At 68.0% G+C, this 14551-nt stretch carries 10 protein-coding genes; 1 reads left to right on the forward strand and 9 read right to left on the reverse strand.

Features of this window, described 5'->3' with window-relative positions; all coding sequences use genetic code 11:
- Position 1: 1 nt before the first annotated feature.
- From ACWPV3_RS06225 to ACWPV3_RS06265, 9 genes are all read right to left on the reverse strand, one after another.
- A complete protein-coding gene (locus tag ACWPV3_RS06225; RefSeq protein WP_453977240.1) occupies positions 2 to 859 on the reverse strand; it encodes an ABC transporter permease in 858 nt (285 codons plus the stop codon).
- Positions 856 to 3450, reverse strand: a complete 2595-nt coding sequence (locus ACWPV3_RS06230; RefSeq protein WP_453977241.1) for an ABC transporter substrate-binding protein — start codon at positions 3448 to 3450, stop codon at positions 856 to 858. Before ACWPV3_RS06230 ends, ACWPV3_RS06225 begins: the two co-directional genes overlap by 4 nt.
- A gap of 67 nt (positions 3451 to 3517) precedes the next feature.
- Entirely contained in the window at positions 3518 to 4837 is a 1320-nt protein-coding gene (locus tag ACWPV3_RS06235; protein WP_453977242.1) for an aminotransferase class III-fold pyridoxal phosphate-dependent enzyme, read from the reverse strand.
- A gap of 180 nt (positions 4838 to 5017) precedes the next feature.
- Positions 5018 to 7237 (reverse strand): TonB-dependent receptor, encoded by a 2220-nt coding sequence (locus tag ACWPV3_RS06240; RefSeq protein ID WP_453977243.1) that lies wholly within the window; start codon positions 7235 to 7237, stop codon positions 5018 to 5020.
- Between the two features lie 276 nt (positions 7238 to 7513).
- Positions 7514 to 8065 (reverse strand): cupin domain-containing protein, encoded by a 552-nt coding sequence (locus ACWPV3_RS06245; protein WP_292086269.1) that lies wholly within the window; start codon positions 8063 to 8065, stop codon positions 7514 to 7516.
- A gap of 5 nt (positions 8066 to 8070) precedes the next feature.
- Positions 8071 to 9357: an acetylornithine deacetylase/succinyl-diaminopimelate desuccinylase family protein gene (locus ACWPV3_RS06250; protein ID WP_292086270.1), complete on the reverse strand. Its 1287-nt coding sequence runs from the start codon at positions 9355 to 9357 to the stop codon at positions 8071 to 8073.
- Positions 9358 to 9367: 10 nt separating this feature from the next.
- Complete coding sequence (leuB, locus tag ACWPV3_RS06255) at positions 9368 to 10489, reverse strand: 3-isopropylmalate dehydrogenase (RefSeq protein ID WP_453977244.1); 1122 nt, start codon at positions 10487 to 10489, stop codon at positions 9368 to 9370.
- Positions 10473 to 11237, reverse strand: a complete 765-nt coding sequence (locus ACWPV3_RS06260; protein ID WP_453977245.1) for a glucose 1-dehydrogenase — start codon at positions 11235 to 11237, stop codon at positions 10473 to 10475. Before ACWPV3_RS06260 ends, leuB begins: the two co-directional genes overlap by 17 nt.
- Before the next feature lie 15 nt (positions 11238 to 11252).
- Complete coding sequence (locus tag ACWPV3_RS06265) at positions 11253 to 12698, reverse strand: aldehyde dehydrogenase family protein (protein WP_453977246.1); 1446 nt, start codon at positions 12696 to 12698, stop codon at positions 11253 to 11255.
- Positions 12699 to 12974: 276 nt separating this feature from the next.
- Between ACWPV3_RS06265 and ACWPV3_RS06270 the strand changes: the two genes are divergently transcribed.
- Positions 12975 to 14480 (forward strand): CoA-acylating methylmalonate-semialdehyde dehydrogenase, encoded by a 1506-nt coding sequence (locus ACWPV3_RS06270; RefSeq protein WP_453977247.1) that lies wholly within the window; start codon positions 12975 to 12977, stop codon positions 14478 to 14480.
- The last annotated feature ends 71 nt before the right edge of the window (positions 14481 to 14551 follow it).

Here is a 14551-nt window from a genome sequence, read left to right on the forward strand (position 1 = left end):
GTCAACGCTCCCGCCGGACGCGGGGGTCGAACAGGTCGCGCAGGCCGTCGCCGGTCAGGCTGAGGCCCAGCACGGTCACGAAGATGGCCAGGCCCGGCATGATCGCCAGCCACGGCGCGAAGCCGATCATGGTCTGGGCCTCGGCCAGCATCCGACCCCAGCTGGGCGCCGGCGGCTGGGCGCCCAGGCCGACATAGGACAGGCCCGCTTCGGCCACGATACCGACGGCGAACTGTATGGCCGCCTGGACGATCAGCAGGCTCATCAGATTGGGCAGGATGTGCTGGACCGAGATCAGGGCCCTGGACTTGCCGGCCGTGCGGGCGGCCAGAACATATTCGCGCGTCCACAATCCTTGCGCCGCGCCGCGCGCCACGCGGGTGAAGACGGGAATGTTGAAGACGCCGATGGCGATGATCGCATTGATCGCGCCCGGCCCCATGACGGCGGTGATCATGACCGCCAGCAACAGGGCGGGGAAGGCGAAGATCAGGTCGTTGCCGCGCATCACCAGTTCGTCGATCCAGCCGCCGCGCGCCGCCGCCAGAAGACCCAGCGGCGTGCCGACGCCCGCGCCGACGCCGACCGCGACCAGGGCCACGATCAGGGAGTTCTGCGCGCCCGCCATGATCATCGACAGGACGTCGCGGCCGAAATGATCGGTCCCCATCCAGTGGGCGGCGGACGGGGCCGTCAGCTTGGCGGCGATGTCCACCGCCGCGGGATCATAGGGCGTCCAGACCAGGGCGATCAGGGCGGTGGCGATCACCCCCGCCGTCAGGATCAGGCCGACGACCAGCGACAGGGGCCAGCGGGCGCGCGTCGGGATCGAGGGGGGAAGGGCGACGACCTCGGTCATGCGCGACGCCCCCTCAGACGCGGATCGGCGAACAGATAGGCCAGGTCGATCAGGAAGCTGACCAGAACTACGGCGAAGACCAGCACCACCACCACGCTCTGCACCACGATCAGGTCGCGCTGGGTGATGGCCTGGAAGACCAGACGCCCCAGGCCGGGCAGGGAAAAGACGTTCTCTATGATGATGCCGCCGGCCAGAAGGAAGGGGAATTGAAGGCCGAGGATGGTCAAGACCGGAATCCAGGCGTTCCTGAGCGCGTGCCGCCACAGGGCCTGGTTAACCGACAGGCCCTTGGCGCGGGCGGTGCGGACATAGTCCTCGTTCATCGTGTCCAGAAGGGCGGTCCTCAGCACCCGCGCCAGGATGGCGGCCTGGGGCGCGGCGAGCGCCACGGCCGGCAGGATCAGGGCCTTGAAGGCGGGCCAGAAGCCGGCGCTCCAGCCCGGAAAGCCGCCCGCCGAGAACCAGCCCAGGTTCACCGAGAACAGCAGGATCAGCAGCATGGCGATCCAGAAGTTGGGCAGGGCGACCCCGATCTGGGTCAGGCCGATCAGTCCGGTGTCGACCGCCGTGCCGCGACGGCTGGCGGCGGCGACGCCGATGGGCAGGGCGACCAGAAGCGACAGGGCGGTGGCCATCAGGGCCAGGGGTGCGGAGACGGCCAGACGCTCGGCGATCAGACCGCCGACCGGCACCTGATAGGTGTAGCTGGTCCCGAACCGGCCGCTCAGCAGGTCGCCCAGCCAGGCGAAATAGCGTTCGAGACCCGACCCCTCCAGACCCATCTGCTGGCGCAGGGCGGCGATGCTTTCCGGGCTGGCGTTCAGCCCCATCATATAGCTGGCCGGATCGCCCGGCACGACCTGAAGCAACAGGAAGATCACGACCGTCGCCGCCAGCAGGGTCAGGGCATGGCCGCCCAGCTTCTTCAGCAGCCAGGCCGCCCCGAACCGCCAGCCGACGAAGGCCACAAGGGCGACGCCCGCGATCAGGCCGATCCAGCCCCAGGGCAAGGCGGCGCCGTTACGTCCACTCGTCGCTTCACCCGCTGGTCCCGACCCCTCCCAAGAGGCGCCGGTCACGTCGTTGGCGGCGATGGGAGCGTTGATCCAGAGACCGTTCAGACCCGCCTTCCACACCCCGATGCGCGACGACTGGAACAGGAAGCCGTTGACCGCATCCTCGGCGATGCGGCGTTGCAGGTCGCCCAGCAAGCGGGTGCGCGTCGCCTCGTCCGGCGCGGCCTGGACCTGTTTGAGCAGGGCGTCGAAGGCGGGGCTGTCATAGCCGAAATAATAGTCCTTCCGCCCATAGATGTCGTAGTCCATCGGCTCGACGTGCTCGACGATGGTCAGGTCGAACTGGCGGCGCTTGAACACCTGATCCAGCCACTGGGCCCATTCCAGATTCTCGATCTTCGCCCGGATGCCCGCCTGGGCCAGTTGGGAGACCAGCACCTCGCCGCTGCGCCGGGCGTAGGGGCGGGGCGGCAGGCGCAGGGTCACGTCGATCCCGTTCGGATAACCCGCCTCGGCCAGCAGTTGACGCGCCCTGGCCGGATCGTGGGGATAGAGGCCGGTCAGATCGACATAGCCCGGCGCCTGGCGTGAATAGTGGCTGCCGATCGGCTGGCCGAAGCCGAACATGGCCCCCTGGATCAGGGCGTCGCGGTCGATGGCGTAGGACAGGGCGCGGCGCACCCGCACATCGTTGAAAGGAGGTCGCGCGTTGTTGATCCCAAGGATGACCTTGCCTTCGGACGCGCCCACCACGACGCGGAAGCGCGGGTCGCGCTGGAACTGGGCGACGTTCTCGGGCGCGGGATAGTTGGGAAAGGCGTCCACGTCCCCGGCGCTGACGGCGGCGAAGGCGGCGGTCGGGTCGCCGATGAAGCGGAAGACGATGGTGTTCAGCCGGGGCGGCGTTCCCCAGTAGCCGTCGCGGCGCACCAGGGTCAGCTGGCTGCCGCGCTGCCAGCTTTGCAGGCGGAACGGGCCGGTGCCCACCGGGGCGACGGCCTCGGTCGCCGCGCTCTTGGGCGACACCATCACCGCATCGCCCCAGGCCAGGACATAGGGCAGGGTCGCCATCGGTCGGGACAGATGGATGCGAAGGGTCGCCGGATCGACGACTTCCACCCGCTGAATCGGGGCGAACAGCGCCTTCTGGGCGTTGGTGGAGCCGGGCGCGGTGATGCGGTCCAGGCTGAATTTGGCCACCGAGGCGTCGAAGGGCGAACCGTCGGAGAAGGTCACGCCGCGCCGCAGGTGGAAGGTCCAGGTCAGGCCGTCGGGCGACGCCTCCCAGCTTTCGGCCAGAAGCGGCGCGACGGCGCCGTTCTGGGTCAGTTTGGTCAGGCCCTCGAAGATGTTGGCGTAAACCACCTCGTCCACCGCCGCCGCCGCGCCAGAGGTCGGGTCCAGATTCGGCGGCTCCAGCGGCAGGCCCAGCACCAGACGATCACGCGCGGCCTGTGTCTGAGTCTGCGCCTGAACGGCGATGGGCAGGGCGGTCAGGCCCAGCAGCAGGGCAGCCGCCAGCAGGGCGCGGCTGAACCGGCTCCACACCCTGTTTGCCTCCCCCTTCGTCACGTCGCGCCGTCTCCTCTTCGCCGATGGTGCAGCATCGCCCAAATCGCGCGCCCCGTCAGGCCGTGTTTCAGGATGTGGTCTTGAGCAGGCCCGCCAGGCCGCCGATCAGTTCGTCGATCTGCGCCTTGTCGATGATCAGCGGCGGCGACAGGGCGATGACGTCGCCCGTCACCCGGATCAGCAGGCCGGAATCAAAGGCGCGGTGGAAAACCTCGGTCGCGCGCGCGCCCGGCGCCTCGGGCCGGGACGCCAGTTCAACGGCGGCGACCAGGCCCAGATTGCGCACGTCTATGACGTTGGGCAGGCCCTTCAGACTGTGGACCGACTCTTCCCAATAGGCGCCCAGGTCGTGCGCCCGGTCGTACAGCCCCTCGGCCTCATAGACGTCCAGGGTGGCCAGGGCGGCGGCGGCGGCCAGCGGATGGCCCGAATAGGTGTAGCCGTGGAAGAACTCGATCCCCGGCCCGGCCGCGCCGTTCACCACGGCGTCGTAGATTCCCTTGCGGACCCCGACCGCCCCCATCGGCACGGCCCCGTTGGTCAGACCCTTGGCGCAGGTGATCAGGTCGGGGATCACGCCCAGGGTCTCGGCCGCCGTCACCCCGCCCACGCGGCCGAAGCCGGTGATGACCTCGTCGAAGATCAGCAGGATGTCGTGACGGGCGGTGATCTCGCGCAATCGCTCCAGATAACCGACCGGCGGCACGATGACCCCGGCCGAACCCGACAGGGGCTCCACGATGACGGCGGCGATGGTCTCGGCGCCGTGCTGAGCGATCAGGGTTTCCAGCTCGTCGGCCAGATGCGCGCCCCAGGCGGGCTGTCCGCGCGAGAAGGCGGCCTCTTCCAGGTTCAGCGTGTGGGGCAGGTGATCGACGCCGGGCAGGGTCGGAAAGCCGCGCTTGTTGTTCTCCAGCCCGCCCACGGAAATGCCGCCGAAGCCGACGCCGTGATAGCCCTTCTGGCGCCCGATCAGGCGGGTGCGGTTCTCGAAGCCGCGCGCCCGCTGATAGGCCAGGGCGATCTTCAGGGCGGTGTCCACCGCCTCCGAGCCCGAGCCGGCGAAGAAGACGTGGTCGATGTCGCCCGGGAACAGCATCCCCAGCCGCGCCGCCAATTCGAACACCAGCGGATGGCCCAACTGAAAGGTGGGCGCGTAGTCCAGCACTTCGGCCTGGCGCTGGATCGCCTCGACGATGGGCTTTCGCGCATGGCCGGCGTTGACGCACCACAGGCCCGCCGTCCCGTCCAGGATGCGTCGTCCCTCGGGCGTGAAATAGTGCATGTCCTTGGCCGAGGCCAGCAACCTGGGGTGAGCCTTGAAGCTGCGGTTCGCGGTGAACGGCATCCAGAAGGGATCAAGGTCGTTGGCGGCCTGGGCGGTCATGCAGAAGTCCTTTCGCAACGACCAATAGCGGATGAAAGGCCCGCGAAGGAAAGCCTGTTATTCCGGCGCTTCAACATGTTGAAAAGATAGGGATCGCCTGCTTTGCGATCAGGATTTCGTGCGGTGCGATCAGGGGCGCGGCGGGCGATGCGACGCGGGGTCGCACCGCCCGACCGGACCTCAATAGGCCAGGCTCAGCCGCACCCCGATGGTGCGCGGACGGCCCGGCTGGGCGATGTCGGCGGTCGTGAAGAAGTTGCGCGTCAGGTCGTATTCCTGATCGAACAGGTTGCGCGCCCAGAAGGCGACCGACCAGTTGGCGTTCTCCGGCCCGACCGTCACGCTGGCGTTGACCAGCCAGTAGGCCGGCACGTCGTATTTGGCCCCCAGCCAGGACGGATATTCGTCCCGATAGCTGTAGTTGGTCTCGGCTGTGACGGCGAAGCCGCTGACCGACCAGTCATAGCTGATCGAGCCGGAGTAGGACCAGGCGGGGAACAGGATGGGGTCGCCCGACTTGTCGACATAGACGGCGCGGCCGGCCAGGCGAGAGGCCGGGACGTCCATGGCCTCATACTCGTCGTATTCGCCCTTCTTGTAGCTGAGCGACTGGCTGATCCGGAGGCCGGCGACGGGCCGCAGCACCGCCTCCAGCTCGGCGCCCCAGATGTGCGAGGACGGCACATTGGCGAACCGGCCGACGGGACCGTTCTGGCCCCAGACCGCCGACAGCACCTGCTGGTCGGTGTATTTGTAATAATAGGCCGCGCCGTTCAGTTGCAGCGCCCGCGACGGATCGGCCTTGAACCCGACCTCGTAGGCCCACAGGATTTCCGGATTGAACGGCTGGATGCCGCTGCGGTCGCCGGTGTTGTAGGTGGTGAAGCCGCCCGACTTGGCGCCCCGGCTGGCCGAGCCGTAGATCAGCAGATTGTCGGCCGGCTTGAACTCCAACGCCGCCTTGCCGGTCAGGGGTGTCATCTTGGTCTCGACCGTGGTGGGCGGCAGGGCCGTGGCGCCCCCGAAGGCCGAGCCGAAACCTTGAAGCTCGCGCGTCTCTTCCTCATAGCGCAGACCCAGGATGGCCTTCAGTCTGTCGGTGACGGCGTATTCGCCCTGGCCGAACACGCTCCACGACTTGACCGACTGGTCGTAAGTGACCTGGGCGTAGGTGCCGTAGACGTCGATGAAGTCCGAGAAGTAGCGTTCGTGCAGGTCCTGCTTGGATGCGTAGAATCCCGCCACCCAGGTCAGGGGCCCGTCGCCGTCCGAGGCCAGGCGCAGTTCCTGCGAACTGACGTCCACGTCGCTGCCGAAGAAGGTGTCGGCCTCGACGGAGGGGCTAGAGTCCCAGTCGCCATATTCGCTGCGCTTCAGCGTCTCGTAGCTGGTGATGCTGGTCAGGCTCATGCCGTTCAGCGCCCAGTTGGCGTTCAGCGACGTGCCCCAGGAGGAGTTGTCGCGGCCAGGCTTGGCGTCCGGGCTGCGGCCGATGGAGGCGGCGAAGCGGGGCGAGATGCCCCAGCCGGTCTTGGAGTGGTCCCGGTCGGCCGGGATCAGACGGCTGCCGGCGCCGCCCAGTCGCGTGCGCAGGTCGCTGAGCAGATAGAGGCCCTGGTTCTCGGACTTGTCGATACCGCCGTGCACGTCCAGCAACAGGGACAGGTTTTCGGTCGGATCCCAGGCGATCAGGGCGCGCGCGCCGGTGCGGTCCGCGTCGCCCAGGCTTTCACCCGTGTCGCGGTTGCGCTGCCAGGCGCCGCCCTGTTCGGTCGATACGGCCAGACGGCCGCGCAGGCCGCCGCCCAGAGGTCCCGAGACATAGCCCTCGGCCCGGAACTGCTCGAAGGTTCCCCATTCGGTCATCAGGCCGGCGGCCAGGTCCTCGGTCGGCCGCTTGGTCACGAAGCTGATGGCGCCGCCGGTGGTGTTGCGGCCGTAAAGCGTGCCCTGCGGCCCGCGCAGCACCTCGACCCGGTCGATGTCGAAGATCAGGCCCTGGGTCATGACCGGGACCGGATAGGCGACCTCGTTCACATAGACGCCGACGGTGGGCGAGTTGTTGGAGGCGTAGTCCTGAAAGCCCACGCCGCGCATGCGGAACTGCGCTGCGCCGCCGCCGAAGGCCGGTTCGACCTCCAGGTTCGGCGTGACGTTCTGAAGCTGGTTGACGTTGGTGACGCCCTGTTCTGTCAGGGTCTCGCCGCTGAGGACGCTCAGCGCGATGCCGACGTCCTGGGCCGCCTGTTCGCGGCGCTGGGCGGTGACGATGACGTCGTCCACCCGGTCGGCGCGGTCGGCCTCTTGCGGTTGGGTCTGGGCCTGGGCGCCGGACGCCAGGCCGACAGACATCAGGGCGGCGAGCGCCCCGGCGGATACGCTGACCAAAAGACGATTCATCGTCCAAACCCCTCCATGGCCGCAGGATCGTTCTGAGCGATCTTGCGCGACCGATCAGCGAGACTTACGGGGCCCGCCGTCCCTGTGATCGAACCGGATGGGCCCTGTAGAACCCGGCGACCCTGGCCGCCAGCTCCCCGTTCCACCCCGCCGCCACACGAGAAGTAGCTGACCAAACGCGAGGCGCGGCAAGCCTATTTCTTGTCGCCAGCAAATAGCTGACATTTATCGGAAATAGGGAATCTTGATCAGGATTCTGATCAAATAATCGACTTGTCAGAAAGTCGGGGGCGTGCAGGCGCTGATCACGACGCACGGGGTGTCGCCCACATTGCGGAACCGATGGGGCAGAAGACTGGGAAACAGATAGCCGTCGCCGGCCTTGAGCACCCGCGACTGGCCGTCCACCGTGACCTCCAGACGGCCCGAAATGATCAGCCCGCCCTCCTCGCCTTCGTGGGACAGCATGACCCGGCCGCTGTCCGATCCGGGCTGATAGGTTTCGTAGAGGATCTGCAGACTGCTGTCGTGACCCCGGCCCAACTGGCGGTAGGACACCTCGCCGCGCGAGATGTCGGTCAGTTCGTCGTGGCGATAGAAATATTTGGTCGGCGTCTCGAATTCGGAGCTGAAGAACTCGCCCAGGGACACGCCCGCCGCATCCAGCAGGCGTTTCAGGGAACCGACCGAGGGGCTGGTTCGGCCGCTCTCGACCAGGCTGACGGTGCTGGAGGGGACGCCGGCCTTGCGGGCCAGGGCGCGCTGCGACAGGCCCAGGCGGTCGCGCAGGGCGCGCAGGCGCGGACCGATGATGTTCTCGTCGTCCAAGGGCCCTAGCTCCGTCGTCGCGTCAGAAGATCGTAGGCGGCGCGCGCCATGACCTTGGCCGAGTTGGTCATGTCCTCGATCCCGACCCATTCGTCCGGCTGGTGCGCCAGGTCCAGTACGCCGGGACCATAGGCGATGCAGTCCTTCAGCTTGCCGATGCGGTCGATGTGCTTCTGGTCATAGGTGCCGGGCGAGCAGACGAACTGAGCCTGTTTGCCCAGAACGGTCTGGATGGCGGCGGCGGTGGTGCTGGCCACCGGCCCGTCGCGGTCGGCCATGCTGGGCGCCACCTGGAACAGGTCGCGCATCTCGTAGCGGAAGCCGTGACGCTGGGCCGCCAGACCGTCGAGGATGGCCTTCACCTCGCCCTTCACGTCGTCCAGCGTCTCCTCGATCAGGAAGCGGCGGTCGATGACCATGCGGGTCGAATCCGCCACGCAGGGCGCAGGCAGACCGTCGAAGCCCTCGGCCTGGCCGCCGTGGATGGAGTTGATGTTCATCGTCGACTGGCGCGCGCCCTCGGGCACCACGGGCATGTCGGAATGGCGGGCGGCCATGGCGGGATATAGCTTGTTCTCGAACGCTTCCATCACCGCGCCCATGTGACGGATGGCGGAGTCGCCCAGGAAGGGCATGGAGCCGTGGGCGATGCGGCCCTTGGTCTCGATCTCGGCCCACCAGACGCCGCGGTGGCCGATGCAGACCCGGTCCACGTTCAGCGGCTCTGGGATGATGACATGGTTGACGCGCGGTTCGGAGAACCAGCCGCGCTCGGCCAGATAGGCCACGCCGCCGTAGCCGCCGGATTCCTCGTCCACCGTGCCGGAGATCTCCAGCGCGCCGGGCAGGGGCAGGCCGGAATCGATCAGGGCCTCGACCGCGATGATGGAGGCCGCCAGCCCGCCCTTCATGTCGCAGGCGCCCCGGCCATAGACGCGGCCGTCCTTCACCTCGCCGCCGAAGGGATCGACCGTCCAGCCGGCGCCGACCTCGACCACGTCGATATGGCTGTTGAAGTGGACGCAAGGGCCCGGCTCGACGCCTTCCCAGCGGGCGATGACATTGGTGCGGGGATATTTGTCGCTGTCGCCCGGCGAGCCCTCGCCCCGGACGTATTCGACCTTGAACCCACGCCTCTTCAGCCGATCGCCGATGTATTCGGCGCAGGGGCGATAGGCCTCGCCCGGCGGGTTCACCGTCGGAAAGCGGATCAGGTCCTGGGTCAGGGCCACCAGATCGTCGGTGCGGCCGTCGATCAGGTCGATGACGGTCTGCATTGTGGATGCGCTCATCGGTCGATCCTCACGCGAACTCTGTGTCCAGCGCGGCCAGAACCGCGTCGGTCATCTGGGTGGTTGAGACGGCGGCCACGCCGGGCTGGGCGATGTCGGGGGTGCGCACGCCGCTGGATACGACCCGGCGCACGGCGCGTTCCAGCCGGTCGGCCAGGTCCGCCCGGTCCAGGGACCAGCGCAGGCAGAGGGCGAAGGACAGGATGGTCGCGATCGGGTTGGCGACGCCCTGGCCCGCGATATCGGGCGCCGAGCCGTGGATCGGTTCGTAGAGGCCCCGGCTGCGTCCGCCCTGGTCCAGGCCCGACAGGGAAGCCGAGGGCAGCAGACCCAGCGAGCCCGTCAGGGCGGCCGCCGCGTCCGACAGGATGTCGCCGAACAGGTTATCGGTCACGATGACGTCGAACTGGTCCGGCCGCCGCACCAACTGCATGGCGCAGTTGTCGGCGTACATGTGCGACAGCGCGACATCGGGATAGTCGGCGGCGATCTCGGTGGCGACGGTCCGCCACAGGGCGCCCGTCTCCATGACATTGGCCTTGTCCACCGAACAGAGGCGGCGCTGACGCGTTCGGGCCAGCTCAAACGCCGTGCGGCAGACGCGGGCGATCTGGCCTTCCGTATAGGCCTGGGTGTCATAGGCGCGGCGGACGCCGTTCGCATCGACCTCGTTGGCGCGGGGCAGGCTGAAATAGACCCCCGCCGTCGCCTCGCGCACGATCAGTATGTCCAGCCCCCGGATCAGCTCGGGCTTCAAGGCCGAGGCGTCCAGCAGTTCGTCGAAACAGACGGCGGGCCGCAGATTGGCGTAAAGGTCCAGCGCCTGACGCAGGCGCAATATGCCCATCTCAGGCCGCTGGGCGCGGGGCAAGTGGTCCCATTTCGGCCCGCCGACGGCGCCGAACAGGACGGCGTCCGAGGCTAGCGCCTGCTCCACCACGGCTTCGGACACCGGCGCGCCCACGGCGTCGATGCTGGCCCCGCCCGCCAGACCCTCGGTCAGGTTCAGGCGCAGGTCGGCGTTGCGGCCGAACCAGTCGGCGACGCGCATGGTTTCGCCGATGATTTCGGGCCCGATGCCGTCGCCCGGCAGGACCAGCAGGTCGAAGACCCGATCAGATGCAGCGACCACCGTCCACCTCCAGCGCCACGCCCGTGATCATCGAGGCGTCGTCCGAACAGAGGAAGGCCGCCGCCGCGCCCATGTCCTCGGGCGTCGAGAAACGGCCGATGGGGATGGAGGCCAGGAATTTGGCCCGCACCTCGGGTGTGTCCGCCCCCATGAAGGTCTTCAGCAGGGGCGTGTCGCCGGCCACCGGGTTCAGGGCGTTCACCCGCACCTGGAAGGGCGCTAGTTCGACCGCCATCGCCCGCGTCGCCGTGATGACCCAGCCCTTGGAGGCGTTGTACCAGGTCAGGTTCGGTCGCGGGCTGACCCCGCCGGTCGAGGCGATGTTCAGGATGGCGCCGGACCCTTGCGCCTTCATCGCCGGGACGAAGGCCTTCGACATCAGATAGATGGCGCGCATGTTGACGGCGGCGATGCGGTCGAAGGCCTCGTCTGACAGTTCGTCCAGCGGCTGGGGCGTGTGGCCGACGCCGGCGTTGTTGACCACGATGTCGATCCCGCCCAGCAGGCGGTTCGCCGTCTCGGCCAGGGCGGCCACGTCGGCGGCGTTGGAGACGTCGACCGCCACGCCTAGGTCGGCGTCGCCCAGTTCGGCGGCCAGGGCGCGGGCGGCCTCGCCGTTAAGGTCCGCGACGATGACGCGGGCGCCTTCCTCGGCGAAGCGGCGCGCGATGCCGGCGCCGAAGCCGGAGGCCCCGCCCGTGACGATCGCCCGCTTGCCCTCCAGCCGCTTCGATCTGTTCCCCTCCACGACGCCTGCTCCCTGTTATCCGTGATGGGCTGCGACGGTCTTCAGGGCGGTGAAGGCGTAGAGCGCCTCGAACCCCTTTTCGCGACCGTGGCCCGATTTTCCGACGCCGCCGAAGGGCAGTTCGACCCCGCCCGCCGCGCCATAGTTGTTGATGAAGACCTGTCCGGCCCGCAGTCGTTTGGCCAGCCGCATCTGGCGTCCGCCGTCGGCCGTCCAGACCCCGGCGACCAGGCCGTAGGGCGTGCCGTTGGCGATGGCGACGGCGTCCTCCTCGGTGTCGAACGGCATGACGACGACGGCGGGACCGAAGATTTCCTGCTGCGCCAGCGGATGATCGGGCGCGACCCCGGCGAACAGGGTGGGCGCGACATAGGCGCCGCCCGGGGGCAGGTCGCCCAGCGTCGCCTGCGCCGCGATCAGACCGTCGGCGCGGCCCATGTCTATGAAGCGTTCGACCATGGCCTGCTGCTTCTTCGACACCAGCGGGCCGACATCGCGGTCGTCCATCGCCGGCCCGACCGTCAGGGCGTTGAAGCGTTCGGCCATGCGGCGAACGACCTCGTCATAGACGCCGCGCTGAACCAGGACGCGCGACCCGGCCGAACAGGTCTGACCCGCGTTCTGAATTCCGGCGTTGACCAGGAAGGGCAGGGCCTTGTCCAGATCGGCGTCGTCGAACACCAGCTGGGGCGACTTGCCGCCCAGTTCCAGCGTCACAGGCACGGCGTTGACCGCCGCCGCCTGCTGGATCGCCACGCCCACCCCGGTCGAGCCGGTGAAGGACAGGTGGTCGATCCCTGGATGGGCGGCCAGGGCCGCGCCCGCCTCGGCCCCCGTGCCGGTCACGACATTCAGGGCGCCCGCCGGCAGGCCGCAGTCGGCGGCGACATGGGCAAAGGCCAGGGCCGTCAGCGACGCCTGCTCGGCGGGCTTCAGTACGACGGCGTTGCCGACGCACAGGGCCGCCACGACCGAGCGGCCGATGATCTGCATCGGATAGTTCCACGGGATGATATGCCCCGTCACCCCGTGCGGCTCGCGCAGCGTATAGACAGTGTAGCCGTCCTGGAACGGCAGGGTCTCCCCGTGCAGCTTGTCCGCGGCGCCGGCGTAGAATTCCAGATAGCGGGCCAGGGCGACGACGTCGTTGCGCGCCTGTTTCAGCGGCTTGCCGACATCCAGGGCCTCCAGTTCGGCCAGAAGGTCGATGCGGGCCTCCACCTCGCGGCTCATGCGGGCCAGGACGCGGCCGCGCTCCACCGCCGTCGTCCGACCCCATTCGCCCTCGAACGCGGCGCGAGCGGCCTGGACGGCCGCGTCCACGTCGGCGGCTGTTCCGGCCGCCAGCCGGCCCATGCTTTCACCCGTGGAGGGGTTCTCGATCGGCAGGGTCGCTCTCCCGTCCGGCGCCCGCCAGACGCCGCCGATGAAGACCTGATCCGTGGCGAAGGCCGTCGTCATACGCTTCCTGTCCATCCCTGACGCCCGCGCCCGCGCGACCGTCGATCCGACAGTGGGCCTGATTATGGATTGCGCAACAAGCCCTTTACGGCGCGCACCCAAGTCATTGATTTTTAGTTCAGGGTGATCGGAAAATCGAGCGTTTGGGCCTGTGGTGGACAGACACGCCGTTTTTACTTTCCAAGCAGGCGACTTGTGCCGTTTTTGCCCTGCAAGCGGGCGAACTTGCCTGCTATGAGGTCCGCAACAGCAAAAAACTTATAGGGATATCGAGGCATGGTACGCGACATTCGCCACTTCATCGACGGCCAGGCGTTCGAGGGCGCTTCGGGCCGGTTCGGCGACGTGTTCAATCCCAACACGGGCGAGGTTCAGGCCCGCGTCCAGCTGGCCACGACCGGCGAGGTCGACCGCGCGGTCCAGTCCGCCCAGGCGGCGTTCGAGGGCTGGGCCTCGACCAATCCGCAACGCCGCGCCCGCGTGATGTTCGAGTTCAAGCGCCTGGTCGAGGCGAACATGAACGACCTGGCCGAACTGCTGTCCAGCGAGCATGGCAAGGTCGTCGCCGACTCCAAGGGCGACATCCAGCGCGGGCTTGAGGTGATCGAGTTCGCCTGCGGCATCCCCCATGCGCTGAAGGGCGAATACACCTATGGCGCCGGGCCGGGCATCGACGTCTATTCGATGCGTCAGCCGCTGGGCGTGGTCGCGGGCATCACCCCGTTCAACTTCCCGGCCATGATCCCGATGTGGATGTTCGGCGTGGCCATCGCGGTGGGCAACACCTTCGTGCTGAAGCCTTCGGAACGCGATCCGTCGGTGCCGGTGCGCCTGGCCGAACTGATGCTGGAAGCGGGCGCGCCGAACGGCGTGCTGAACGTCGTTCACGGCGACAAGGCGGCGGTGGACGCGCTTTTGACCCACCCGCTGGTTCACGCCGTCAGCTTCGTCGGTTCGTCCGACATCGCCCACTATGTCTATCAGACCGGCGCGGCGCACGGGAAACGCGTCCAGGCCATGGGCGGCGCCAAGAACCACGGCGTCGTCCTGGCCGACGCCGACATGGACCAGGTCGTCAGGGATCTGACCGGCGCGGCCTATGGTTCGGCCGGCGAGCGCTGCATGGCCCTGCCGGTGGTGGTTCCGGTCGGCAAGAAGACGGCTGACGAACTGCGCGAGCGTCTGGTGGCGGAAATCCCGAACCTGCGCGTCGGCGTATCCACCGACGCCGAGGCCCACTACGGCCCCGTCGTGACCCAGGCCCACCGCGACAAGGTCGCCGGCTGGATCGAGAAGGGCGTGCAGGAAGGCGCCGAACTGGTGGTGGACGGCCGCGACTTCAGCCTGCAGGGGCACGAGAAGGGCTATTTCATCGGCCCGTCGCTGTTCGATCACGTCAAGCCGAAGATGGAGTCCTATCGCGAGGAAATCTTCGGCCCCGTGCTGCAGATCGTGCGCGCCGAGAGCTTCGAAGAAGCCCTGTCCCTGCCGTCGCAGCACCAGTACGGCAACGGGGTGGCCATCTTCACCCAGAACGGCCGCGCTGCCCGCGATTTCGCCGCCCGCGTCAATGTCGGCATGGTGGGGATCAATGTGCCGATCCCGGTGCCGGTCGCCTATCATACCTTCGGCGGCTGGAAGCGTTCGGCCTTCGGCGACATCAACCAGCACGGCATGGAGGGTCTGCGGTTCTGGACCAAGACCAAGACCGTCACCGCCCGCTGGCCGGACTCCGCGCTGGAGCATGCGGATTCGTCGTTCGTCATTCCGACGATGCGTTGATAGCAAACGCCGTCACCCTCGGGCTTGACCCGAGGGCCGGATTGTCCGCCGCTTGTGCGATCACGCGGACG

The organism is Brevundimonas sp. Marseille-Q4549 (genome assembly GCF_976940555.1).

Bases quoted from the DNA above. Each gene is read 5' to 3' on its own strand.
- ACWPV3_RS06225 (WP_453977240.1), bottom strand. From the start codon at position 859: ATGACCGAGGTCGTCGCCCTTCCCCCCTCGATCCCGACGCGCGCCCGC.
- ACWPV3_RS06235 (WP_453977242.1), bottom strand. From the start codon at position 4,837: ATGACCGCCCAGGCCGCCAACGACCTTGATCCCTTCTGGATGCCGTTC.
- ACWPV3_RS06240 (WP_453977243.1), bottom strand. From the start codon at position 7,237: ATGAATCGTCTTTTGGTCAGCGTATCCGCCGGGGCGCTCGCCGCCCTG.
- ACWPV3_RS06250 (WP_292086270.1), bottom strand. From the start codon at position 9,357: ATGAGCGCATCCACAATGCAGACCGTCATCGACCTGATCGACGGCCGC.
- ACWPV3_RS06265 (WP_453977246.1), bottom strand. From the start codon at position 12,698: ATGACGACGGCCTTCGCCACGGATCAGGTCTTCATCGGCGGCGTCTGG.
- ACWPV3_RS06270 (WP_453977247.1), top strand. From the start codon at position 12,975: ATGGTACGCGACATTCGCCACTTCATCGACGGCCAGGCGTTCGAGGGC.